Source organism: Methanospirillum hungatei JF-1 (assembly GCF_000013445.1).
GTDB lineage: Archaea > Halobacteriota > Methanomicrobia > Methanomicrobiales > Methanospirillaceae > Methanospirillum > Methanospirillum hungatei.
The window spans coordinates 2,256,441-2,281,403 of sequence record NC_007796.1 but is presented as its reverse complement, the minus strand read 5'-3'; the positions used below and the strand labels follow the sequence as shown (position 1 = coordinate 2,281,403).

The window sequence follows — 24,963 nt, the reverse complement described above, 5'->3', positions numbered from 1 at the left end:
TACTCATGAATACCGCATATATGATGAGGTAGAATGAGGATGGACCTTGTCAGATACGGGATCTCTCAGGGTTAACCGGGAAAGGGTAAAACCACACACAATAGACCAGATGGTCACCAACACCTTTCCATCTTTCAGGGTCCATAATATCATATGATATCCTTTTCATTCATTTGTACCTGGTCTTATTTCAATCGCGCCTGAAAAGACAGGTTCTCTGATTACTATACTCCGTTAAGAAATTTAGAAATTAATTGAATTTCATTTATGTGACAGAAATGCCACAAAATAAGTAATCTTATGATACAATTATCATAAAAATGAAAATCGGCGAATTTTCAGAATATCGCGAAATATATGCCCCGTTTTCTTAGGTAGAATTCAAAATTTCAATTCGTAAGATTTATGCTTTGATATCAGGAACAGATGAACTATACTGTGTACACGCATGAATCAGTATGCATTCATACCTGAAGGGACAGGTATTCAGGCAGATTCGTTATGCCTCACAGTATATGAATCACGTTACCATGATTCGAACCTTCGAAAATGAGATAATCAGAACATACATGATATGATACTGATTATCTTTGCGTGAGAATTGCCAGTGTCATCTCATCACCGGATGAGAGCACAATTAATTCGCCAAACCGGTTAAAACAGCCAAATTGGATGAGATTTTCTGATCGATACAGGGTTAGTGTGGTTTCCCGGTATTGAACGTTCTTCTCAGGGACTGGAAGGAAACCAGTCCTCATGGCTTGTTTTACCCTGAGAACTCGGGTGAAAGAATGAGCGAAAGCAATCTAGTTAAGTATGTACAAACCACCTGCCCCTATTGTGGTGTCGGGTGTACTCTGAACCTTGTTGTTAAGAATGAAAAGGTCGTCGGCGTAGAACCATATAAGCGAAGCCCTATTAATGACGGGAAACTCTGTCCAAAGGGTCTGACATGCTGGGAACATATCCACAGCCCTGACCGGCTAACGACACCTCTCATAAAAAAAGATGGGAAATTTGTCGAGGCGTCGTGGGATGAAGCTCTTGACCTTGTCGCAAAGAAATTGAAAGAAACATCCGACAAATACGGACCTAAAGCATTTGGATTTCAGACATCCTGCAGAACAGTAAATGAAGACTGTTATATCTTTCAAAAATTCGCCCGTGTCGGTTTTAAAACAAACAATGTTGATAACTGTGCACGTATCTGCCATGGGCCATCAGTAGCAGGCCTTTCCCTATCATTTGGATCTGGTGCAGCAACGAATGGCTTTGAAGATGCTCTAAATTCTGATTTTATCCTTGTATGGGGATCGAATGCTCTTGAAGCACACCCCCTTGCCGGGCGGCGTCTTGTCCAAGCAAAATTGAAAGGGATCCCTATCTATGCAGTTGACCCCCGTCTCTCAACCACAGCCAAGATTGCAGATAAGTGGATTCAGTTTAATCCGTCAACACACATTGCTCTGGCAAACTCGATGATGTACTGGATCATCAAAGCAGACAAACATGACAAGAAATTCATCGAAGAACGTGTGAACGGGTTTGAAGAACTCAAGGCGACGGTTGAAAAATATGCAGATGCTGAAGACATCCATGGCGTCCCACTTGAAACCGTAAAAGAACTGGCATATAAGTATGCATCAGCAAAGAGTGCAGTTATCATTTACTGTCTTGGAGTCACCGAACTGACCACCGGTACTGACAATGTCAGGTCTATGGGTAACCTTGCCCTGCTCACCGGAAATGTCGGCCGTCCTGGAACTGGTGTAAATCCCCTTCGTGGGCAGAACAATGTACAGGGTGCTTGTGATATGGGTGCATATCCAAATGTGTATTCTGGATATCAGAAGTGCGAAATTGCTGAAAACCGTGCAAAAATGGAGAAGGCATGGGGCGTGACAGGTCTTCCGGACTGGTATGGACAGACCCTTACTGAGCAGATTAACATCTGTGGGGATGAGATCAAGACGATGTATATCCTTGGTTTAAATCCGGTTGTCACTTATCCTGATTCCAACCACGTGAAAAGACAACTTGAAAAACTCGACTTTCTCGTTGTCCAGGATATTTTCTTTACAGAAACCTGTCAATATGCAGATGTTATCCTACCAGGGGCTTGTTTCGCCGAGAAGGATGGTACTTTCACCAGCGGTGAGCGCCGTATTAACCGTGTCAGAAAAGCAACCAACCCACCAGGCAAAGCAAAAGAAGATATCTGGATTATATCAGAACTTGCAAAGAAGATGGGTCTAAAGGGTTTTGATCTCCCGACTGCAAAAGACGTCTGGGATGATATGCGGAACTGTACCCCAAGCATGTTTGGTGCAACATACGAAAAACTTGAAAAACCTGAGTCTATTGTCTGGCCTTGTCCAACTCTCGAGCACTGTGGAACCCCGATCCTCCATTGTGAAAAATTCGCTTGTGCAGATGGAAAGGGTAACCTCTTTGGTATTGAATATCGCCCACCAGCAGAGGTTGCAGATGCTGAGTATCCGTTCACCATGATGACAGGCCGGCTCATATTCCATTACCACTCCAGGACACAGACCGACAGGAGTGCCGCTCTTCATTACGAAGTGCCTGCATCATATGTCCAGATCAACAACGAAGATGCAAGACGCCTCGGTATCGGACAGCATGAGAAGATCCTGATCACCAGCAGACGTGGAAAAACCGAGACCATCGCCCATGTAACCGATGAGATCGGACCTGGTGTCCTGTACATGACCATGCACTTTAATGAAGGTGTCAACAACCTGACGAACACTGTTCTTGATCCGATGTCCAAGATGCCGGAACTCAAGCACTGTGCTGTGAAAGTTGAAAAGATAGGGGGGAACTAATATGGCAGCAACAGGCGACATGATTTATGCCTGGACAACTGACAGTGGTATTGCTAAAAAGGCAGAGTGTGGTGGTGCAGTAACGACCCTTTTAAAATATGCACTAGAAAACAAGATCGTTGATGTTGTTGTCGCAGTAAAGAAGGGATTTGATCTGTATGATGCCGTTCCCGTTGCCATAACCGATGCAAAGGATCTTGACCAGACAGCTGGGTCATTACACTGTGGTACCCTGCTCATGTCCACCTTTATCCAGAAATACCTGGACGGAGCAAAGAACATGAAAGTGGGTGTCGTAGTCAAAGGTTGCGACCTCATGAGCATGATTGAACTAGGTAAGAGGAACGAGATCAACATGAACAATGTCCTTACCATCGGTGTAAACTGTGGAGGTTCTGTAAATCCAATTCAGGCCCGGAAGATGATCAAGGAAAAGTTTGGTGTTGATCCAGACAAGGTTACTAAAGAAGAGATCGATAAGGGTCAGTTCATCATCGAGTATGAAGGCGGACACAAGGGCATCAAAATCGATGAACTTGAAGAAGAGGGTTATGGACGTCGTTCCAACTGTCGGCGATGTAAGTACAAAATCCCCCGTCAGGCAGACCTTGCCTGTGGAAATTGGGGAGTGATCGGAGATAAGGCTGGGAAGGCAACCTTTATTGAGATTTGTAGTGACAAAGGTGCTGATATCGTTTCAAAGGCAGTATCAGCTAAGAAACTGGATACCTGTGCTGCTGAACCAAAGGGAATCGAGATCAGAGGCAAGACAGAGGGAGCCATGCTTAAACTTGGTGAGAAATGGCGTAAGAAGGAGTTTACTGCACTTCGTGACAATCTCTGGGACTTCATTAAAAAGGAGACATCACGGTGTATCAAGTGCTACTCCTGTATTGAAAAGTGTCCGGTTTGTATCTCCACACCATTCGTGGGAAGGCCTGAATCATATATGGTCAGACCAGGGTATATCCCATCAGACCCAATGTTCCATCTTCGCCGGTTTGCATCCATCTCTGACAGTTGTGTAAATTGTGGTCAATGCGAAGAACTCTGTCCGGTTGAGATCCCCCTGGCTCTTATCTCACATGCCATCAGGGTTGAAGGGGATAATGCCTACGTTCCGAAACTCGGCGCTGCTCCATACAAAAACTAACCTTTCTCATTTTTTTATACTCTTTTTTTCACCATCTCATTTGGGTAATAAATCATTCCCTGAATAGTTCCCACCACTAAAAACCAAAATTCCGGATTAATTCGCCATCTTTATATGAGTATGTGGAGTAATACTTCTCTGCATTGTGATCAGGGGGTGTGCGATTACACCCATGGACATATTCGGGTTGTCCATTCCTGTGTGCCTGGTTACAAAACGCAAGAATGATTTGAAGAGCGAAGGCTTCGTACCTGTAATTACGGTATCTTTCACCAGTCAAACTCGGGTGAAATATGAGTGAAAATTCAGAAATAATGAAATATGTGGCAACCACTTGTCCCTACTGTGGTGTTGGTTGTACATTAAACCTGGTTGTTAGTAATGGTAAGGTCGTTGGTGTTGAGCCAAACCAGAGATCTCCCATCAATGAAGGAAAACTTTGTCCAAAGGGAGTTACCTGCTGGGAACACATACACAGCCCTGACCGTCTGACCACTCCCTTGATTAAAAAGGACGGAAAGTTTATTGAGGCATCCTGGGATGAGGCACTAGATCTCGTTGCAAAGAACCTTAAGGTCATCTACGACAAACATGGCCCAAAAGGACTTGGATTCCAGACCTCCTGTAGAACCGTCAATGAAGATTGCTATATATTCCAGAAGTTCGCACGTGTTGGATTCAAGACAAACAACGTTGACAATTGTGCCCGGATCTGTCACGGACCATCTGTTGCAGGTCTTTCACTCTCCTTTGGTTCTGGTGCAGCAACAAATGGTTTTGAAGATGCACTGAACGCCGATTTAATTCTCATCTGGGGATCAAATGCAGTCGAAGCACATCCCCTGGCAGGTCGTCGGATTGCACAGGCGAAGAAGAAAGGCATACAGATTATTGCCGTTGACCCACGGTACACGATGACTGCCCGTTTGGCCGACACATATGTGCGGTTTAATCCATCAACCCATATCGCCCTTGCAAACTCTATGATGTACTGGATCATCAAAGAGGGCCTTGAAGATAAAAAATTCATTCAAGATCGTGTCAACGGGTTTGAAGATCTCAAGAAGACGGTTGAGAACTACGCCGATGCAGAAGCAATCCATGGGGTTCCCCTTGATGTTGTAAAAGATATAGCATTCAGATATGCAAAGGCAAAGAATGCAGTTATCATCTACTGTCTTGGAATCACTGAACTTACCACAGGTACTGATAATGTTAGATCCATGGGTAATCTTGCTCTTCTGACTGGAAACGTTGGTCGTGAGGGAGTAGGAGTCAACCCACTTCGTGGTCAGAACAATGTGCAGGGAGCATGTGACATGGGTGCATACCCGAATGTCTACTCTGGTTACCAGAAATGTGAAGTTGCAGAAAACCGTGCGAAGATGGAGAAGGCATGGAGTGTGACTAATCTCCCGGACTGGTACGGAGCAACCCTCACAGAACAGATCAACCAGTGCGGCGATGAGATCAAGGGAATGTATATCCTCGGTCTGAACCCCGTTGTAACCTATCCAAGTTCTAACCATGTTAAAGCACAGTTGGAAAAGCTTGACTTCCTCGTTGTACAAGATATATTTTTCACGGAAACCTGTCAATATGCAGATGTCATACTTCCAGGAGCCTGTTTTGCAGAGAAAGACGGAACCTTCACCAGTGGAGAACGCCGTATTAACCGGGTCAGAAAAGCAGTCAATCCACCAGGTCAGGCAAAAGAAGATATTCACATCATCTCTGAACTCGCTGCAAAGATGGGCTTTAAAGGTTTTGAACTTCCGACTGCAAAGGATGTATGGGATGACATGCGGGCGGTAACTCCGTCCATGTTCGGAGCAACCTACGAAAAACTTGAGAGGCCTGAAGGGATCTGCTGGCCATGTCCAACAGAGGAGCACCCGGGAACCCCAATTCTGCATCGGGAAAAGTTTGCTACTGCAGACGGCAAGGGTAATCTCTTTGGAATTGATTACCGGCCGCCAGCAGAAGTTGCTGACGCTGAGTATCCGTTCACCCTCATGACCGGACGGCTTATCTTCCACTATCATTCCAGAACCCAGACGGATCGTGCTGCAGACCTGCACCGCGAGGTTCCTGAATCATATGCCCAGATCAATATTGAGGATGCACGTCGTCTTGGTATTAAGAACAATGAGTACATCAAGCTGAAAAGCCGCCGTGGAGAGACCACAACACTCGCACGTGTCACCGATGAAGTCGCTCCAGGTGTTGTGTACATGACCATGCATTTTGCTGATGGTGTCAACAACCTGACCAATACCGTTCTTGATCCAATGTCCAAGATGCCGGAGCTCAAGCATTGTGCCATATCAATTGAAAAGGTTGGAGGGAACTAAAATGGCAGCTAAAGGTGATATGCTCTATGCTTGGGCAAAGGACGCAGAAATCCAGAAGAAAGGAGAGTGTGGTGGAGCAGTCACAGCACTTTTAAAACATGCCCTTGAAACTAAAATGGTCGATGCTGTAGTTGCCATCAAGAAGGGCAAAGATCTGTATGATGCAGTACCGACCGTCATTACCAATCCTGAAGACATCATCCAGACCGCCGGGTCATTGCATTGTGGCACACTCCTTATCCCTAAACTGATCAAGAAATATCTGAACGGTGCAAAGGATATGAAGCTCGCAGTCACCTGTAAGGGCTGTGATGCTATGGCATTCTATGAGCTGGCAAAGCGGAACCAGATAAACCTTGATAACATCATCATGATCGGTGTCAACTGTGGAGGTTCCGTAAGTCCTGTTACAGCACGAAAGATGATTTCAAACAAGTTTGGTGTTGACCCTGACACGGTTCATAAGGAAGAGATTGACAAGGGTCAGTTCATCATAGAGTATGAAGGTGGACACAAGGGCATAAAGATCGATGAGCTTGAAGAGGAAGGATATGGTCGGCGTTCCAACTGCCGACGCTGTAAGATGAAAATCCCCCGTCAGGCAGATATTGCAGCAGGAAATTGGGGAGTCATCGGAGATAAGGCAGGTAAGGCAACATTCCTTGAGATCTGTTCAGAGAAGGGTGCAAACCTTGTAAACAGTGCTCAGTCAAAGGGTGCTCTTGAGATCTCTCCTGCTGATCCAAAGGGTATTGATATCCGAGCGAAAGTCGAGAAGGCAATGTTCAACCTTGGTGATGAGTGGAGACACCGTGACTTTGAGGGCATGGGTAAAGGCAAGGACCGTCTGAAACTCATGATGTCGGAGTCTTCAAAATGCATCAAATGTTATGCCTGTGTTGAAGCATGTCCAATCTGCTATTGTATCGAGTGTTCTACCAAGAAGCCCTGGTACATTGCTCCCGGTGTTCTGCCAACCAGCTTCATGTTCCACCTGATAAGGTTTGCACATGTTTCAGACTCCTGTATCAATTGTGGTCAGTGTGAGGAACTTTGTCCAATGGAAATCCCGAATGCCCTTTTCATGCACTCTCAACAGGTTGAGATAGAGAAGATGTTTGGCCATATCCCGGGCCAGGATATGACGCCTCCAATTCATGCCTTTGTTGAGGAAAAGGCAGAACGTGCACGTCTCGATGCAACTGGCACCGATTCAATATACACCAATATCTTTACGGATGAATAATCCGAACCTTTTTTTCCTATTAGTTCCAGTATTTCACAGAGGCCTGAAATTTTCTTTCCCTCTCTTTTCCTACCCGGGTGACAGAAATGACACAAAATGACGCGACCCAAAAAATAACAAAAGAATATCAGGTAATCAAAGCTCATGGAACTGAAATTTGGGAAACTACCGTCGAGGTATGTACTGAGTCAAGGATAATCTTCACTCTGAATGGCGGCATCATTGGTGATCTCTCGATAACCCCGCTTGACCTTGAAGCCTTTGCCATTGGATATCTTATTTGTGAAGGTTATATCTGTTCCAGTGAAGAGATTCAGGAGATTACAATCAGTCTTCCGAATATCTCCGTGAGAACCGGGACTGGTTCTGTGCCATCCGGTAAATTCTCTAAAAACAGTTCTGGGGGATCTTGTCGTGATCTGCTCCCCGGAGGGATGCAAAACCCTCTTCCTGACGGTTTTACTCTGAGTGCAAAGACCATCCTGGATTCCATGGATAAAGTCAATGAATACTCAGTTATCTGGAAACGGACCGGCGGTATGCATTGCAGCCTTATTATCGATGAGGAGGGAACCGTTGTCAGTGGAGTTGAAGATATGGGCAGGCACACAACGGTGGACAAAGCGGTCGGATTGGCTATTTTAAAAGGGGCGGATCTCTCCCGGTGTTACCTGGTCTGTTCAGGAAGACTCCCGGTTGATATGGTTGCAAAAGCATACCGTGCAGGAATTCCAGTGATGATATCGAATAATGCGGCATTCGCCGGAGGAATAGAGTTTGCAAAGATAGTAAACATGACTCTGGCCGGGTTTGTCAGGCCGCCCAATATGACGATATATACGGGATATCAGCGGATATTATTCTCATGAACATTATTTCCAGGATGGTCGATTAATTCTGCTGGAAGGATGATATTGGGTGTACTGGGCATTTACATCCTGGAATGTTCTTTATGGGAATACATACTTTTCTTCCGGCAATTTCAACGAATTCAACGTGAATATCAACCATATAGGTCTCTTTTAAGGTCATATTGGTGATTACCTTTTCAGCAGGTCCGATAGTGACAAATGATCCGTTTTTCATGATCCCGACAAGATCCGATACCATAAATGCATGGTCTGGAAAATGTGATGTCATGACAATGGTAATTCCCTTTTCTTTGAGTCGCTCAACAAGATAGAGAACCTGCATCTGGTTTCCAAAATCAAGATGTGATGTTGGTTCATCAAGGAGTAAGAGTTCAGGTTCCTGAGCTAGCGCCCGGGCAATTAACGCCATCTGATGCTCTCCACCACTGACTTCATTTACTGATTTATGCATGAGATGCATTATTCCTGCTTCCTGGATTGCACGAAGAGCAATATTCAGATCATTCTCATCCGGAGAAGAAAAGGCAGAAATATATGGGGCCCGACCCATCAGAACATATTCAAGAACTGAATAGGGAAATGCAACCTGATAGCCCTGGGGAACATATGCGATTTTTTTTGCAAGAGTTTTCCGGTCAATTTTTCTGATATCAGTCCCATCAATCATGGCTACTCCATTCTGATATTCCAGAATATCAATCATGCATTTCATAAGAGTGGATTTACCGGTTCCATTCGGACCAATAATGCAAAAAATCTCACCAGATTGAAGAGAGAAGGAGATGTCCCTGAATACATCCCGTTTTCCATCCCAGCTGAACTGAAGATCATGAGCTGAGTACGTTATACCCATCCGGTCTTCCTCCGCCAGAGCAAGTACGCGAAGAAGGGAGCACCAAGTAATGCGGTCAGAATTCCAAGAGGGATCTCCGTTGCAATGATTGTTCTGGACAAGTCATCCATGATGAGAAGGTATGATGCACCCATTACAATTGTAAGTGGCAGGAGTTTTTTATAGTCCGGACCGGTTATCATTCTTCCAAGATGAGGAACAACAAGGCCCACCCATCCGATGATACCACTAATGCATACCGATGCAGCGGTTAATAGTGTTGCACAGATGATGATGACACGGGTGATTTTCTTTATATCAATGCCAAGGGTTTTTGCTTCATCCTGGCTTAATGAAAGGAGGTTAATTCTCCACCTGATGAGGATAAGAACACTTCCTCCAAATATGATCGCCGGGAGTATTGTAAGGATATCATAGTATCTGACTGATGAAAGACTTCCCATGAGCCAGAATATGATGGTTGGAAGTTTCTCGTACGGATCTGCAACATATTTGGTGATTGAAAGTAGTGCTCCAAAAAATGCTGATACAATAACACCTGAAAGAACCAGCACAAGTATTTGCCCGTTTTTATATAACCGTGAAAGAAAATACGATGCTAAAACTGCGAGTATTCCTCCAATAAAAGCTGAAACCTGAATCATCCATGCTGCGGTTGAGAAGAGAATTGCAAGTGCTGCTCCAAATCCTGCCCCGGAAGAGACACCGAGAATATCTGGAGAAACGAGAGGATTTTTAAACAATCCCTGGTATGTTGCTCCTGCCATGGAGAGAGCTGCCCCGACAATGACTGCTGCAATAACACGAGGGAGACGAACCTGAAAGAGGATGGTTTCATCTGCATTGGTCCATGTTTGCTCGATAGGAATGACCTGAGAAATAAGCATTTTTACTACAGTAAGTGGTTCTACTTCGTATCTCCCGATAAATAATGACCAGAAGATCACCCCGAAAGGAAGGAGGAATAATAAAATCCTGATAGGTGTTGTAATGTGCAAGGATGCTTTAATAGCCTGAAGGTTATATTGTGCCGGAGGGATGTTGATGTCATGGGGTGGAAGAGATAGGGTATTAAGAGTTACATGCTCTGATGAATTCATAGTAAACCTTACATGACAAGATTGCCTGCTTGTTAAGAATGATATGTTTACAAGTGTTAAAAAGATTGTTATTTGAAGCACCTAGTTCAATTAATAAAATTAACAACCTATATGAAACTTAAATATCTCCCCATTCTGGTAAAATGGTGCTCGTTTCATGGCATCTTTGTAAAGGGTTCTACGATGAGAATGAGATCACATTATTTTTTTCCAGAAAAAAACTGAATATTTTTTATAATTCGCATGAAAATATTAACTCATGATTGATGTTAATACAATTGATTGGAATGAGGCCTGGAAGAAACCTGAAGGTGAGGAGGGAAAAAAGAAGGGTTTTATCAGTTGTGGGAGACGATGGTCAGATCCTGATCGATGCAAACGGTTTAACGATGTCATGAAAGAAGATAACTGGGCAGGATCCAGGGCACGGGTCTCTGCAATGGACATAGATGAGAGTTATCGGATTCTTGATGTCGGTGCCGGACCTGGAACTCTGGTTATCCCTCTTGCATCCATTGTTGCACATGTCACAGCTGTTGAGCCTTCAGAGGGGATGCTTTCCTGTCTTCGTGAAAATATTGCTCTTGCAGCTATTACCAACGTGGATATTGTCCCGAAAAAATGGGAAGAGGTGGACGTCAAACAAGATTTAAATCCACCATATGATGTTGTTGTTGCGTCATACTCGCTGGGTTTTCCGGATCTCCGGGAAGGAATCCTGAAAATGGTGGCTGCCTCATCCCGATATGTCTATATTTTCTGGTTTGCAGATATGCTCTCTCCCTGGCAGAGAAATTATGGAGAAATCTGGGAGAAATTATATGGGATTCCCCGGCCTTCAGGGAATAAGCCTAACATCATCTACAATCTTCTTCACCAAATGGGAATTTATGCCAATATTGATATCAGCAAAGAGGAGAGTATTCACCGATATTCAAGTATTGAGGAAGCAGTCGCTGATCAAAAAGAGGGGCTACACCTCACAACTTCGGAACAGGAAGATATCCTTCGCGACTACCTGGGTAAAAAACTCATTCGGGAGAATGGAAAGGTCGTCCTTCGTGAGATGACGCACCGGGCAAAGATCTGGTGGAATGTAAATGACCAATGAAATCCACCCACTCTTCTTTTCTATAAAACCGCTGACATAGTGCTCATTTCATGACCTGAATCTGGTGAACAATCACGAGCGTTAACATCATGAATGTGGCAGGAAGGTGACCGGGCAGCCCAATTACCAGGACTGTCCTGATCTTTCCAATTGTTGTCCGTTTATCCGGGGCAAAAGAGATCCCTTCTCGGTACACTTTTCCTAGGGAACGGATGACCTGAGCGGTGATATCATTCTGATCCCGGTTACTTCCACCACGTACTATGATGGCATCACATTCGTCTGATGCGTCTTTCAAAAGACTAACTAGTTCCTTGGGATTATCACGAAGAATACCATATTTCATTCAAACTGCTCCCTGTCATCTGCAAAAGGCTGCGACGAGATGAGAATTTACCTCTCTGACCTCCCCTGGTTTTAGTATTGTTTCTGCCGGGACCAGTTCTTTTCCGCTGGAGATAATGCCTATGAGCGGTTTTTTCCTGACCTTAATATGGATCTTCCCCAGCGATGCCAGAATCGGAATGTCCTGTGTCCGAATCATCCATCCTTCAGGGTATATCTGCTCACTCTTCTTGAAATCGTCATCATTTCTTGAAATATGCTTCCATGGTTCGATTGGACTGGCAATAATGACTAATTCTCCGGTGCATATACAATCCTCCCGAGGGATGATGGATAATTATCGACATTCCTGATATTTGACAGAGATTCGCTGAATGGATCATTTGGATATACCCCTTTTCATGAATGAACAGATCTTTTGCGAATCTCTCTGTTGGTTCAATACTCAAATTAATTTACATCGAAGTAAAACTAAGCAGTATTAAAATGGAAATTCCTCACTATGATCAGCTCATCCGGGAGATTGCCAGGGCCGCAGATCCGGACCCGGTAATCGAAGACATCCGCATTTATACAAACTGGGTTCTGGTTAAAGCCGGGAAATGGTCATTATCCACAATCTTTCGTGGAATGCCTGGCCTGACCGATCCTGCAGGTATGGACTCGTGGATGGGAGACTGGCTACAAAAACCCGGAAAAGAGTCAGCGTTAGAACTTCTCTCCAGTACGGAGACGCTCCGGCGAGCAGTAGGAATGGCATGTTTAAAGTCGCTCCTTCCGGATCCTTGTCCGATAATACCTGGGAACGCCATTGATATGGTGCGGGATGCAGCAGCTCGCGTTCCCACCTGCTTTGTAGGATATTTCAAGGAGGGAGCAGAATGGCGCGAAATGGGATGGCCGGTAGATATTGTTGAACTCTTTCCCCGGCCAGGTGATATCCATTGGAATGATGCCGATGAAGTACTGAGCAGGGCACAGGTAGTACTGATGAGCGGTCTGACTGTTGTGAATGAGACCCTCGCAGCAGTGATTCGGCGGACACCACATGCGAAGATCAGGATCATGATGGGACCGACTGTCCCTCCAAGTCCGGCACTCTTTGCATGTGGACTGGATCTTATCGGGGTTACTCTTGTACAGAACATGGAACTCATGGCCCGTTATGCAGAACTTGGGGGAGGCAGTATTGCGTATTCCCCTCCTGGAGCACTTGAACGGGTGAACATGGTAAAGGACATTTCTGCCTTTAAAATGAAGTTACTCTCACTATGTGACAGTATCAACGAAACTGGTGAATAGGATGTGGCTAAACAACATAACAAGATGGTATAATGAGGGGATTTCCTGTGCCTTGATAACAATTATTGATTCTGCAGGGTCTACTCCCCGGAAAACCGGATCCAATATGGTCATCAACCAGAATGGTGAAACTGCAGGATCGGTGGGGGGCGGAGGAGTAGAATTACAATGTATTCACCTTGCCAGGGAGGCAATGAAGACCGGGGCCTGCATTACCCGGAAATTTGTCTCGAAAGGAGATGGGGAGGATTGGAATACATCCGACGAAGATGCTGAACTCGGAGTTTGTGGAGGCTCTCTCACCGTTTTTATAGAGCCTCTCATTCCGGAATCAGAACTGGTAATTTTTGGTGGTGGTCATGTCGGGCTTGCCCTTGGGAAATTATGTGAAGTTCTGAATGTTCCATACCGGGTATATGATGACCGGAGGGAGTTTGCAGATCCAGAGCGGTTTCCTGGAGCAAGATCTCTCATATGTCAACCTTTTACCGATATATTTTCACATATTCATCTTACGGGGACAAGTTATTGTGTAATCATGACCTATGGCCATGAACATGATGAAACCGTCCTTGAACAACTTCTCAAAATCAAAGAACTGCCGTATATTGGAATGATAGGAAGTGTGAAAAAGGCTGAAGTGTTGATTCGAAACATACAGGGCCGTGGTGGAATCATCGATGACCGTGTGTACTGCCCCATCGGTCTTCGCATCGGAAAAAACCTCCCCCAGGAGATTGCTTTATCGGTAATTTCCGAGGTATTCCTTGTTATGAGAGGAGGAGTCCCTGAACATATGCGTGTAGACTGGTCAGCAGACAAAAGTATACCTCACCGGTGAAATGTATCAGACCGATTGCCGGATCTCATTTATCACATCATGAATGAAATCATCGTAGTTTTCAGACCCGACTTCAATGATTCTCTGTCTCTGGACCGGCCATCGCTTTGTGACCGCATCAACAAAGGATCTCCTGACCGTCCAGATCATCGGTGTGCGGGGTGCTTGCATGATATGATCAATACTCTCTCCCCATACCTTCCCCGCAATTTCGAACCTTCCAACCTCATCAATGACAAGGAGATCCACCTGACCTGGGAGTGGTACCTGACTTAATATCTCCTTCCCAAAGGCAAGGCCTTCTGACCGAAAGTAATACCTGCCATATTGTATAGAGTTTACCGTTGGAATTGCCGAGCAGAGTTCTACAGTTCTCCCGGAATGTACATTCAGAACATCAAAACCTGATCTGATACCTTCGTTGAAATATCCCGGAGCCGCGATACCATGCATTCTGATTCCTTGACTTGTGAGTTCTGCAAGAATCTTCAGGAGAAGTGTTGTCTTTCCTTCCCCTTGTTCACCGGTGATGATAAATCGTGGTGGTTTCCAGTCAGACATTGAATTGACCATGATCTTATAGACTCCTTCTCACAATTTTCATTCCAGATAATCCATATCGATATAGGAATCAGGAGATTTTTAATCTGTGTTTTCAGGTAGGATGTAAAGTTGATGGATTTTACGAATTAACTGATCATGATCTGGAAAAACCAGTCATCGGTATTGTCCGGTTGCAGAAATATTGACCATCAGGTCCCAATTGATGAAAAAAAGCCATTTCTTAGAGAATCAATCCTATTCTCCAGTATTTTAATAAGTTAAATTGAACAACTTATAAAAGGAGTTATCAATTATTGAATCATATTAAACGTACGCCATGATGATATGGTTGGTAAAGGAGTGAAAAAAATGAAAATTAGTGCAAGAAATTGTATAAAAGGAACCATAAAATCGATTACCAAGGGTCCGATAATGGCAGAGATTGTTCTGGATATCGGAAATGGGGTTCAGATTACTTCAGTCATTACTGCACATGCAACTGAGAATCTTGGCCTCAAAGAAGGTAAAGAGGCATATGCTGTCGTCAAATCTAGTGAAGTAATGATTGCTGTGGATTAATCTAACTACCAAACTTTTCCTTAGCACAATACTTTTCTAAAATTCGATTGAAGTTATCTTATAATATCAGTCTCTTTTTTACATAATACCAGGTAATCGAGGATTTGTTTATCACCCTCCGACCCAAAGATTCATACAGATAGATTCATAATGACCCATTTCGGTAATACATGCTATCTCGTTCCTGAATTTATTAGTTTTAGAAATTTGAGGAGTGTGACTTATCAATTGTATATATGAGATAGTGTTCACACCGAATAGAGTTAATTACAATTGATTACTTATATCGTTCCTTTAAAATAGCATTAAGCTCAATTTATAATAATGGAAAGAATTTACAAGTTCTCCCGGATTCTTGCAATCCTCGGAGTTTTTTGTCTTCTCCTTCTCTCTACAGCTGTTTCTGCAGATGAGATCGGAGACGTAACGGTGTTTGTGGCTGCATCCCTGACCGGAGCATCAGAGGAGATCAAACCGGTATTTGAAGAAGCAAACCCGGGAACAACGGTTACCTTTAACCTTGATGGAACCCAGGCCCTCAAAACCCAGGTTGAGAATGGGGCTCTCCCTGACGTTTTCATCTCTGCAAGTGCAAAATACACCAAGGAGCTTACCCAAAGTGGCTACTTTGTCAATGATACAGTTACCGATCTTTGTACTAACTGGATAACCATCGTAACTCCGAAAGACAATCCTGCAGAGATTACCACTCTTGCAGACCTTGCAAAGCCTGGTATGCTGATTGCTATGGGCACCGAAGAAGTTCCTGTTGGAATCAATACCCGCAAGGTTATTGACAAGATTGCAAATGACTCGGCATATGGATCTGAATGGAAAGATGCAGTCTTTGCAAACACTGCCACGTATGAGACCACTGAGCCTGGTGTCGTTGAGAAGGTAAAACTTGGTGAAGTTGACGCAGGATTTATCTATGAATCCTCATACAAAGCCTCGGAAGAGGATTTGAACATGGTCACGATTCCGGAAAATTTCAATGAACTCCAGTACTACAGCATTGCAACCATGAACCTCGCCCCGAACAGAGCCGGAGCAGAAGCATTTGAGAACTTCATGCTCGGTGAGGAAGGACAAAAGATTTTAGCGTCCTATGGATTTTCTCCAGCTCCCTAATTTTTAATGATGTTTCACCTGCAGAGAATGAAAAATCGACCCGGTTTTTTCTATCTTGCTGCATTCATAGGACTTATCCTCCTTTTTCTCTATCTTGCCCTTCCCCTGCTCGCCCTCTTCCTCAAAACCACCCCTGAAGAGATCCTTCTTACGCTGACTGAACCCTTTGTCATCCAGTCACTCACACTCTCCCTCTTCACTACGGTTATTACCACCATCGTGCTTGTCATAATCGGAACACCCGTGGCATTTATCCAGAGCAGATATCCCTATCCGGGTAAAAAGATCGTTGATACGTTCATCGATCTTCCGCTGGTTCTGCCTCCTGCCGTTGCTGGTCTAGCCCTTCTCCTGCTTTGGGGTAGGATGGGTCTTCTCGGAAAATATCTGGCTGTGTTCAGTTTTACGATCCCGTTCACCACCCTTGCTGTGGTTATGTCCCAGTTCTTTGTTGCATCCCCTCTCTACATCCGGCAGGCGAGATCACTTTTTACTCAACTTGAAAAAGGATATGAAGATGTTGCACGAACCCTGGGAGCCGGACCGTTTCGGGTCTTTTGCACCATAACTCTTCCTCTCTGTAGTTTTGGCTTGATATCCGGGGCAATCATGGCATTTGCCCGTGCTCTAGGTGAATTTGGGGCAACCATCATGTTTGCGGGAAACCTTCCGGGAGTGACACAGACTATGCCTCTTGCGATATATACTGCCATGCAGAAGGATATGAACGCGGCCGTCACGATATCACTACTTCTGGTTGGTATTTCCCTTTTTGTAATGTTATTGGTCCGAATCCTCTCAGGAGAAGATAAAAATGCTTGAATGCCGAGTGAAACGACAACTTCGTGATTTTGAGCTTGATGTCTTTCTTACTGCATTGGAAGGGGAGATAACCGTCCTAAAAGGAGACAATGGATCAGGAAAGAGCACGATTCTGCGAATGATTGCAGGCCTGCTCAATCCTGATGAGGGCTATATCAGGATTGGTGATATGGTGGTATGTGATGTCTCCTCCCAGAAGGAAATTCCTATCCAGAAGAGGAAAATCGGGTATATTCTACAAAATCCAATGGTCTTTCCCCATATGACCGTAAAAAAAAACGTGGAGTATGGGCTTTACTCGCTTTCTCATGGCCGGGATGAGAAGGAGGTGGATGTGAAAAAATGGCTGAATATCCTGAATATCTCTCATATGGGGGATCTGCCTGCCCGAGACCTTTCTGGTGGTGAAAAACAGCGGGTGGCCCTGGCCCGTGCCTTTGTTACCCGTCCGGCCCTGCTCCTGATGGATGAACCATTCACCGGCCTTGACCGGGAAACCAGGGAGGTAGTTAAGGAATGTATCAGCCGGTATGTTCAGGAATGGAAAATTCCCTGTCTTCTTGTATCTCATCATGATACTGAGATTTCCGGAATTGCCAAAAAGATTCTTGAGATTGAACGAGGGCGGATAATAGATGAAAAATCTTAAGAAGGATATCAGGATTCAAATATTCTAAAATTTTACATGAACCAGAGATTTGGACAGGAAATGAAATACAGATCCTATGGTCCAGATCCAAAGAGGATCGCTCTCATACACGGAGGTCCAGGTGCACCGGGAGAAATGGGTCCGGTCGCCCGATATCTGGCAGATTATTTCCCGATTATCGAACCATTCCAGACCGGACTGACAATCCATGATCAGATCGAGGAACTCGCAAAGACCCTCCGTACATCTGCAGAAATCCCGGTCATCCTGGTTGGTTATTCATGGGGTGCCTGGCTTTCAGGAATGGTGGCAGGCAGGTATCCCGAACTTGTGTACCATCTCATTCTCATCTCTGCAGGTCCATTAGAAGAACAATATGCTGTAGTATGGAAGAACCGGATGGAGCGTCTCACTCCGGACGAACAGGAAACAATGCACGAACTCATGGTGCAGATACAGGACTCAGCATGTCCGGATAGGGATCGGTTATTGAAAACCTTCGGAAGTTTGATTCAAAAAGTTGATTCATTTTGTCCTATTCAGGAAAACAAAGATGAAATCGGTGCCTTCTCCTGTGATCCAGAAATATTCTCACAGGTATGGGCTGAAGCGGCAAAAATGCGACAGACTGGGGAGCTTCTTTCGTGCTTTCAGCAGATCTCCTGCCCGGTGACCGCGATTCATGGTGATTATGATCCCCATCCGGTTCAGGGGGTAATTGAACCATTAACCCGTATTCTTCCACGGTTTACAAGTATTGTTATCCCTGATTGTGGTCATTGCCCATGGGAAGAGACTGTGGCGAGAAATATTTTCTTTTCTGTTCTCCATGGTGAGATCTCCGGCATTTTCCCATCACTGGTCTCTATTGCCAGGTAACAGGGTTCGAGTCCGCTTTTTAAGAATACCGGGCTGCAGGATGAACAATCATCTTCCAGGTGGGGAACAATTCTCAATCTGAAAAAGGGATCTTCTGGAACATACACCATAATGGTCAGTGCCGGATACCTGAAAAAGCATGATTGAACGTTCTGATGGGCTTTCCAGTGTCGTCTGCTGTGTTCATCAAGCCCATCCTCAATCAGGGAGAAGACTTCTGGCGGACACCGGTCAGTCCCAAGATCAAGAGCGTCAATCAGACGGAAGAGAGCTGTGATGAGATGCATCCGGAGAGGGGATGTGATCCTTCTCGAAGTAAAATCCACCCTGCTGTCATGACATTCAATCAGGAATGCCAGATGATTACGTTCTCTTCCTGTGAGCAGTTCTGAGAGAAAAGGATCAGTCCTGATTATCAGAGATGAGAACTCTGCATGCCTGCTCCGGTCATGGATGGAGAGGGGATGAAGATAACCGATATCATGAAACCATGCAGCCAGGAATAGGAGAAATATCTCCTCATGGTTAAGAGAAATTGGCAATGTTCCAAGCACCTGGTGAATATACCTGATAAGTGTTTCAGAATGACAGAGCCCATGCGACTGAAATACCGGCAGACCCCGGGGAATAAAGGGTAGAAGAGATGATGCATATCTCTCTGCCTGGCATATACGATCATAATACTGCGGGTAAATGATAAGCGGCTCGTACTTTTGATCCTGACTCATCGTGTTCATTCGTTATTCCATGGAACTCATCATACGTTATGGATCAGGATCTTGTCCGCTGCTTTCCCAAAGAAGTGGTATCCGGAACCTCCCTGCATGACGGTAGAGAGGATTTCATCTGGTCTCGTTACGATATCTCCACCGATGGCAGTAACTCCCCTGGAGAAGAAGGCATCAGGAATCATACTCACGGTTGGCCCTCCGATGATAACCGGAATACCCTGAGGGATTCGTGCAAGGAGGTTTTCCAGTGTTCCGGTTACAAGGGTTGCTCCGGTCAATACCACACACCCTGCTCGTGACAACACTACATTCTGTTCCTCTGGCGGTACAAAAAATGGTAGTTCCTCTTCCCGGAGAGCGCCCTTATTCAGTTCAAATAACCGGTATTGGGCCCCCCTGAGCTTTAACCGGTGAATAACCGGCCATAGTGCCCCGACAACCACTACAGGAGTCGCCGGATCAATAGTATCAAGCAGGTCAAATGCATCCTTGTCATGTTCAATTGCATAGGTACCTTCAGGACAGATGTCAAAAAACCATGCAGACAGGGCATTCACAACGCTAATGATAACTGCTCTGACCAGGGGTGCCGGTGATGACATGTGGGTCAGCATATCCTCAACCGATACTCCCTGCATCTTTCCACAATATGGCATTGCACTTGCAGCGGTTGAACAACAGACTGCTTCAGGAATGAGGTCAACCGGGGTGAAACAGATCCCTCCATATCCGGAGCTGAGTTTAACACCGGTAAAAAATACTCCCACAACAACCGAATCAAGTCGTATCTCTGAAAAAGGAACAGGTATCCTCGTTTTCAGGATATCAATCGTATCGGAAAGGATGGCATCTTGTTTTTCTGTTGTCGGGTTCATGGATTTTTATTCCTTTCTGCCCGTTTTAAATTGAATATTCATTCAATAGCAATGTAATATGACCCGAATGCACAGTTTTTACATTGGATAATACCATTGGTGTTCATTTCCCTGTTATCAAGGATCTGTTCTCCGCATGTTGAACAAAACTCCTTATGGGTTGGTTGTCCTGGCAGATCTTCATCCGGAATAGTTACCGTGACTTTCTGGATAGTAAAGAGTTCTGATTCCGGAACGACAGCCAGGTTCTGTGCAATAGCCCGAAAATCTTGCTCCTTTTCTCCTTTTTTGGGGATTGCTGTGACTCGCACTGCCTTTCCTGATCTGCTATCCACAAAGGTTGCTGCAAATTTACCATAATCGCGGAATTTCAGCGTTCGGTGTCCAAGTGTCACACCAGTAATAGCCTGAATTGCATCAGTTGCACACCGGTCAATCTCCACATAGACGATAAGATCACGGTTCTTTTCCATAGGGTTCATACCCAGCTCACGCATACCGGCCATGGTCATCCGGGTGCCCATCAGGATCCCCGGACAGGCATCACCATGGAATGCTTTTGCTTTTTCGAGTAATGTCTCAAAGTCACTCATAAATCTCAAAAAAATTGAATTGTTCACCAGTTTCATTGGAAAAGGTGAATTTCCTACGAATGCCGGTTATTTTACTTTTCAGCTCTTTCTAACATCCTTCTTTCGTTAATCAACGGCAATCATTACTTCTGAAGATTTGACCAATGCCCATGCCATTTTCCCCTCTTTCAGTCCGAGTTTCTCTACTGCGTGGGTGGTAATTACCGAGGTTATAAGAACGCCATTCCCAATATCAAGAACAACTTCAGAATTAACCGGGCCTTTCGTAATGGATTTTATAGTCCCTTTGATTGAATTTCGTGCACTGATTCTCATGTTATCTCCAGGTTTAATCTATAGTAACTTATGAGTATTGGTGATTCATATACATAAAATTGTTTAATGGCACCTATAATTAATTTAAAGTACATAACCTGAAAAAGCATCTCATCAATCCGAAAAAGGAGAGAATAGTAGTTACAGTGATAAAATAGCCCATACGCAATTATTGAATGATATCCTGCACTATGGATGATCATCAGTGAGCGATCTGGTATAAAAAATCATGAGTAATGGAGAAAAATGAAGGAAAATGCGATGAATGAACAAAGTACTGAAGATATTTTTGTGAACAATTCTCATCAATAAAAAATAATTGACAAAATCCGGAAACAATCAAATCATTTATACAACAGCACAGGTAACCTTCCTGTACTGATGCATTCTCATCCTGAGGTACTCATGGTTCTGAATGAAACGATACATAACTGGATTAACTGCTGGAGTTCCTCCCTTGATGAAGGGTACTATACGTCGGATGAAGAGCAGGCAGCCAGTTGGAATAAACGTGCAGAAAGTTTTGGAAAAGATGTAGAGGAAGAAAGACAGAGGAAAAAGAATTCCGATTTCTTTAATCTCTTAGAGGAAGCGGGATTCAACCCTGTTGGTTCACGAATTCTCGATATTGGATGTGGTCCGGGAACTTTATCTATTCCCCTGGCACAAGCGGGAGCAGATGTCACGTCACTTGATATTTCATCAGGCATGCTTGACAGACTGAAAGAGGTTGCGGTCCGAGATAATCTTTCGATCACTCCGGTTGAATGTTCCTGGTGGACTGCAGATATTGATACATTGGGGTTTCGTAACTCGTTTGATCTGGTTATTGCATCATTTACTCCGGGAATCAAGGATGTAGAGACCTTTGACCGGATGGTGGCCTGTTCAAGGAGATTCTGTTATTACAGCAACTTTATCCGGAAGGATCCGGCAAAAATTCCCTGTGAAATCTATACCCGGATTCTGGATACTATCCCCCGGGATAACATTTTTGCGTCCGGGTTTCTGTATCCGTTCATGTATCTGTATACACTTGGATTTCATCCGATTGTGAAGATTACTCATAAATCGGAAGGTCGAGACCAGAACCCGGAAGAAGCGGCTCAAAAGGCTATTGACTTTTTATCACTTCGTCAGGTTCTCACCGAAGAAAACAAAGAAAAAATCAGGGAATACTATAGAAACTCTTCGATAAATGGAATGTACCACACACAGTCGGAAATATACAAGGCAATGATGATCTGGTCAGCTTTGGAGAATGGGATTGTATGATTAATTTCATGGAATGGAAGGTCTGAATATGACTCTCAAAGCACGAAAATTGGAAATTTCTCTGGATATTATACAAAATTATGAGGATAATGAATCATGAGCAGGCATTAAATAATTATATTAACTTTCAATTCAGATTAATATATGGTGGTTAGTACTTCCAGCACAATGAAGAATAAACCATAGAGAAATTCAAGCATACTCTGACCGGTATGATTTACAATCCGATCATGTTATTTTGACTACCGGGTAACCTCAATAATAATCAGGCTATGTTCTCTAACCACCACTTTCTTTTACAACTATGCAGACTGTAGGCAATAATTTTTCTGTGTTCAAATTATTGAGCTGTTTTTCATGAAAATTAATCTAAAAATGAGAACTGATATATAATGTAATAACCTACCTAGTATAGCCATTCGCGAGGTTAACTTATGGTTAAAGTAAATGAATTATATGAAATTGCGCTGTATCCATCTGAATGGAATGCGGTAGTAAAAGAATTTCAGATCAACCAGAATAAGGGAGAGGCAACGAAAATCGAGAGAGTGATCGGTGGAAATCGCGTTCTCTGTGACGTTATGGGATATTCCTGGGATGGGACAAAAAAACCTGATGTACCTTTGAAGCAAAAAATCAAGGTTCAAATTATGGAAATTGTAAAGGAGCAGGAAAACGTGGAAAACACTGCATCCTGATACATTTTCACCGTAATTTGTAGTTTTCATCCCGATTTAGAACTGCAAATCCATGGGTTTTGGGAGTACCTGATTACAGAGTTATTTTCCCAAAACTTCGCCAGCCAGGTATATTAAAAAAATTGTGAGCCCTTTCTTTTCTCAGTATTCACTCAAGTCCGGGTAATGTTTTGAGAAGAACCGCTTTTTCATACTCCAGGTTAAAATCAAAAATGTCCGGATGGAGATAATTCGCGATTGATTCCAGGGTCAGGATCCAGGATGGACCAGCGCTCAAATGTGTTCCAGGTACCATGAAAATATTATTTTCCTCTATTGCAGGAGCAGTAAGGTCTTCTCTCATGCATAAATCAACAAAATCCTGGTGAGTCAGATGACCGGGGCCTGAGACAACAAGGATATCAGGTTTCAATTTTTGAAATGCATCCCAGGTGAATCGTTCAGATGATTTTTCATCATATCCCAGGTCATAATTCAAAACATCTCCTCCTGCAAGTGCTATGAGTGTATTTTCCATCTTATCCGGATATGAGGGGAGGAGCGGATGGGAAAGGACTGAAAGGACACGCGGTTTATTCGGTACATTGGAATATCTCTCGATTATCTGGACTCTTCCTGAAAGAAATCTGATGACCGGCTCAAATGAGAGACTCCCCGACCATTGTTGTAATACCTGTAAAAATTCGATATATCCCTTTGGAGTCTGAAGTCTTGTCTGTAATTGTTCCAGGTAATCGTTAGATAAGAGTTTTGTTAACACCATTCCCATAGTGGCTTCGTCAGAGATACTCACTGCTTTCAGGATACTGTACACCATATCAAGCGCAACAGGAGTTCTATATCCTCCTCTGAACCGTGGTTCCTGATAGAACTGTGAAAACCACTCCCCTCTGATCGGGATAGAAGAAGTACAGGAAGGACATACCTGCGCATACCTGCCTGAAAATCGTGCCCCCATCGGTCCGTTAAATGAACGCTCAACAAGCAACTCATTACAATTCGGACAATACGTATTCAGGTAACGGGTTGACGGTGTGTTGAAAAGGTAGACAAATGGCAGATATTTCCTGCAGGCTGAGATCAGGTCCTCAGCTGCAATGGCGGAGGGTTCAAGCGCAGTATCCGCTCCATGAAAGGGAATAAACCGCATGACAAGAAGGGGAATATCTGCAGATATCTCCAGTATCCGCTGCGCAATAGTAACAATCTCTTCCATGTCTGATGTTTTGCATACAGCAGCAACCTCAAGATGTATGTTTCTGGAATGGATTGTTTTCAGGGTTTGAAAGACCTGTTCTGCATTACAGGGAGCCCCGTTGATCTGGTATGCCTGATCTGAGAGTCCTTTCAGTCCGATGGTGATAAAATCCATGTGGTCTAAAAGAACATCCAGCGCTTTTTCCGACATACATCCATTCGAGGCACACCCCATGGATAATCCAGCCGCATGCAATTCCCGGGCTACACGGGCAACCGTTTCGAGGGAGACTGTCGGCTCATTCAGGCAAAAAACCGCTCCGATACAGGCGTTATCTCTCGCCATCCGGAGAACATCTGTCGGCTCTGCATGAATCAGAGCATCGGTTAATAAATCCTGGTTCTTTGCCAGGACATATGATACACACCCTTCACAGGAGAGATTACACCCGATAGTAGAAAGAAGCAGATAACGTCCACCAGGAGTATAGTGAAGAAAAGGAATGGTTTCAATAGCACCTGGCCAGAGAGCCAGGTAAAGGTCGGGGAAACGCTCTGATATCTCCCCATTCTTGCAGGTATACATCCTGCATCTTCCATATCCTCCTTCCTGAATACTACACCGGTGACCACACATTTCGCATTCCATT

The 24,963-nt window shown here is 44.2% G+C and carries 27 protein-coding genes; 15 read left to right on the top strand and 12 right to left on the bottom strand.

Features of this window, described 5'->3' with window-relative positions; translation table 11 throughout:
* Positions 1-3: 3 nt before the first annotated feature.
* On the bottom strand, positions 4-153 hold the full coding sequence (locus MHUN_RS19040) for a hypothetical protein (protein WP_158498215.1): 150 nt from the start codon (positions 151-153) through the stop codon (positions 4-6).
* Positions 154-584: 431 nt separating this feature from the next.
* On the bottom strand, positions 585-758 hold the full coding sequence (locus tag MHUN_RS19035; protein ID WP_158498214.1) for a hypothetical protein: 174 nt from the start codon (positions 756-758) through the stop codon (positions 585-587).
* A gap of 33 nt (positions 759-791) precedes the next feature.
* Between MHUN_RS19035 and fdhF (MHUN_RS10500) the strand changes: the two genes are divergently transcribed.
* From fdhF (MHUN_RS10500) to fdhD, 5 genes are all read left to right on the top strand, one after another.
* Positions 792-2,849 (top strand): formate dehydrogenase subunit alpha, encoded by a 2,058-nt coding sequence (fdhF, locus tag MHUN_RS10500; RefSeq protein WP_011448994.1) that lies wholly within the window; start codon positions 792-794, stop codon positions 2,847-2,849.
* Position 2,850: 1 nt separating this feature from the next.
* Entirely contained in the window at positions 2,851-4,002 is a 1,152-nt protein-coding gene (locus tag MHUN_RS10495; protein WP_011448993.1) for a Coenzyme F420 hydrogenase/dehydrogenase, beta subunit C-terminal domain, read from the top strand.
* A gap of 293 nt (positions 4,003-4,295) precedes the next feature.
* The gene (gene fdhF / locus MHUN_RS10490) at positions 4,296-6,356 is read left to right on the top strand and encodes a formate dehydrogenase subunit alpha (protein WP_011448992.1); all 2,061 of its coding nucleotides are present in this window, start codon (positions 4,296-4,298) and stop codon (positions 6,354-6,356) included.
* A 1-nt stretch (position 6,357) separates the two neighbouring features.
* On the top strand, positions 6,358-7,602 hold the full coding sequence (locus MHUN_RS10485; protein ID WP_011448991.1) for a Coenzyme F420 hydrogenase/dehydrogenase, beta subunit C-terminal domain: 1,245 nt from the start codon (positions 6,358-6,360) through the stop codon (positions 7,600-7,602).
* An 86-nt stretch (positions 7,603-7,688) separates the two neighbouring features.
* Positions 7,689-8,471 carry a formate dehydrogenase accessory sulfurtransferase FdhD gene (gene fdhD, locus MHUN_RS10480; RefSeq protein WP_011448990.1) on the top strand — a complete coding sequence of 261 codons (783 nt, stop codon included), beginning with the start codon at positions 7,689-7,691 and terminating at the stop codon, positions 8,469-8,471.
* Between the two features lie 22 nt (positions 8,472-8,493).
* On the opposite strand, the gene MHUN_RS10475 is transcribed toward fdhD, so the two are convergent.
* Complete coding sequence (locus MHUN_RS10475; protein ID WP_011448989.1) at positions 8,494-9,327, bottom strand: ABC transporter ATP-binding protein; 834 nt, start codon at positions 9,325-9,327, stop codon at positions 8,494-8,496.
* Complete coding sequence (locus MHUN_RS10470; protein WP_011448988.1) at positions 9,318-10,427, bottom strand: FecCD family ABC transporter permease; 1,110 nt, start codon at positions 10,425-10,427, stop codon at positions 9,318-9,320. Before MHUN_RS10470 ends, MHUN_RS10475 begins: the two co-directional genes overlap by 10 nt.
* A 259-nt stretch (positions 10,428-10,686) precedes the next feature.
* Between MHUN_RS10470 and MHUN_RS10465 the strand changes: the two genes are divergently transcribed.
* Positions 10,687-11,538, top strand: coding sequence for a class I SAM-dependent methyltransferase (locus MHUN_RS10465; RefSeq protein WP_011448987.1), 852 nt, complete (start codon positions 10,687-10,689; stop codon positions 11,536-11,538).
* A 43-nt stretch (positions 11,539-11,581) separates the two neighbouring features.
* On the opposite strand, the gene MHUN_RS17660 is transcribed toward MHUN_RS10465, so the two are convergent.
* Positions 11,582-11,884 carry a molybdopterin-binding protein gene (locus MHUN_RS17660; protein WP_052288883.1) on the bottom strand — a complete coding sequence of 101 codons (303 nt, stop codon included), beginning with the start codon at positions 11,882-11,884 and terminating at the stop codon, positions 11,582-11,584.
* A 15-nt stretch (positions 11,885-11,899) separates the two neighbouring features.
* Positions 11,900-12,082: a hypothetical protein gene (locus MHUN_RS17655; RefSeq protein WP_052288882.1), complete on the bottom strand. Its 183-nt coding sequence runs from the start codon at positions 12,080-12,082 to the stop codon at positions 11,900-11,902.
* 206 nt (positions 12,083-12,288) lie between these two features.
* Here MHUN_RS17655 and MHUN_RS10455 point away from each other — a divergent pair, with 206 nt between their 5' ends.
* Positions 12,289-13,185 carry a DUF364 domain-containing protein gene (locus MHUN_RS10455; protein WP_011448986.1) on the top strand — a complete coding sequence of 299 codons (897 nt, stop codon included), beginning with the start codon at positions 12,289-12,291 and terminating at the stop codon, positions 13,183-13,185.
* Between the two features lies 1 nt (position 13,186).
* Positions 13,187-14,026 (top strand): XdhC family protein, encoded by an 840-nt coding sequence (locus MHUN_RS10450; RefSeq protein ID WP_011448985.1) that lies wholly within the window; start codon positions 13,187-13,189, stop codon positions 14,024-14,026.
* 6 nt (positions 14,027-14,032) lie between these two features.
* On the opposite strand, the gene MHUN_RS10445 is transcribed toward MHUN_RS10450, so the two are convergent.
* The gene (locus tag MHUN_RS10445; RefSeq protein WP_011448984.1) at positions 14,033-14,599 is read right to left on the bottom strand and encodes a nucleoside-triphosphatase; all 567 of its coding nucleotides are present in this window, start codon (positions 14,597-14,599) and stop codon (positions 14,033-14,035) included.
* 339 nt (positions 14,600-14,938) lie between these two features.
* Here MHUN_RS10445 and MHUN_RS10440 point away from each other — a divergent pair, with 339 nt between their 5' ends.
* The 5 genes from MHUN_RS10440 to MHUN_RS10420 all read left to right on the top strand — a co-directional run bounded on the left by MHUN_RS10440 (position 14,939) and on the right by MHUN_RS10420 (position 18,629).
* The gene (locus tag MHUN_RS10440; RefSeq protein WP_011448983.1) at positions 14,939-15,148 is read left to right on the top strand and encodes a TOBE domain-containing protein; all 210 of its coding nucleotides are present in this window, start codon (positions 14,939-14,941) and stop codon (positions 15,146-15,148) included.
* Between the two features lie 324 nt (positions 15,149-15,472).
* On the top strand, positions 15,473-16,279 hold the full coding sequence (modA, locus tag MHUN_RS10435) for a molybdate ABC transporter substrate-binding protein (protein ID WP_011448982.1): 807 nt from the start codon (positions 15,473-15,475) through the stop codon (positions 16,277-16,279).
* Between the two features lie 27 nt (positions 16,280-16,306).
* On the top strand, positions 16,307-17,101 hold the full coding sequence (locus MHUN_RS10430; RefSeq protein ID WP_239441521.1) for an ABC transporter permease: 795 nt from the start codon (positions 16,307-16,309) through the stop codon (positions 17,099-17,101).
* Positions 17,094-17,750, top strand: a complete 657-nt coding sequence (locus MHUN_RS10425; protein WP_011448980.1) for an ATP-binding cassette domain-containing protein — start codon at positions 17,094-17,096, stop codon at positions 17,748-17,750. Before MHUN_RS10430 ends, MHUN_RS10425 begins: the two co-directional genes overlap by 8 nt.
* A gap of 60 nt (positions 17,751-17,810) precedes the next feature.
* Entirely contained in the window at positions 17,811-18,629 is an 819-nt protein-coding gene (locus MHUN_RS10420) for an alpha/beta fold hydrolase (protein WP_048067992.1), read from the top strand.
* Here the strand turns inward: MHUN_RS10420 and MHUN_RS18335 are convergent.
* The 4 genes from MHUN_RS18335 to MHUN_RS10400 form a co-directional block, all read right to left on the bottom strand.
* Positions 18,527-19,357, bottom strand: a complete 831-nt coding sequence (locus MHUN_RS18335) for an HD domain-containing protein (RefSeq protein WP_048067445.1) — start codon at positions 19,355-19,357, stop codon at positions 18,527-18,529. The two genes, MHUN_RS10420 and MHUN_RS18335, sit on opposite strands and share 103 nt — an antisense overlap.
* A 29-nt stretch (positions 19,358-19,386) precedes the next feature.
* A complete protein-coding gene (locus MHUN_RS10410; protein ID WP_011448977.1) occupies positions 19,387-20,235 on the bottom strand; it encodes a Rossmann-like domain-containing protein in 849 nt (282 codons plus the stop codon).
* 38 nt (positions 20,236-20,273) lie between these two features.
* Positions 20,274-20,828, bottom strand: a complete 555-nt coding sequence (locus MHUN_RS10405) for an FmdE family protein (protein WP_048067991.1) — start codon at positions 20,826-20,828, stop codon at positions 20,274-20,276.
* Between the two features lie 105 nt (positions 20,829-20,933).
* Positions 20,934-21,143: a TOBE domain-containing protein gene (locus tag MHUN_RS10400; protein WP_011448975.1), complete on the bottom strand. Its 210-nt coding sequence runs from the start codon at positions 21,141-21,143 to the stop codon at positions 20,934-20,936.
* Positions 21,144-21,524: 381 nt separating this feature from the next.
* Between MHUN_RS10400 and MHUN_RS10390 the strand changes: the two genes are divergently transcribed.
* Together MHUN_RS10390 and MHUN_RS10385 are read left to right on the top strand one after the other, a co-directional pair.
* Positions 21,525-22,418 carry a class I SAM-dependent methyltransferase gene (locus tag MHUN_RS10390; RefSeq protein WP_239441520.1) on the top strand — a complete coding sequence of 298 codons (894 nt, stop codon included), beginning with the start codon at positions 21,525-21,527 and terminating at the stop codon, positions 22,416-22,418.
* Between the two features lie 434 nt (positions 22,419-22,852).
* A complete protein-coding gene (locus MHUN_RS10385) occupies positions 22,853-23,116 on the top strand; it encodes a hypothetical protein (protein WP_011448973.1) in 264 nt (87 codons plus the stop codon).
* Positions 23,117-23,264: 148 nt separating this feature from the next.
* Here the strand turns inward: MHUN_RS10385 and MHUN_RS10380 are convergent, their stop codons facing one another.
* Positions 23,265-24,962: a radical SAM protein gene (locus MHUN_RS10380; protein ID WP_011448972.1), complete on the bottom strand. Its 1,698-nt coding sequence runs from the start codon at positions 24,960-24,962 to the stop codon at positions 23,265-23,267.
* Position 24,963: the final 1 nt, after the last annotated feature.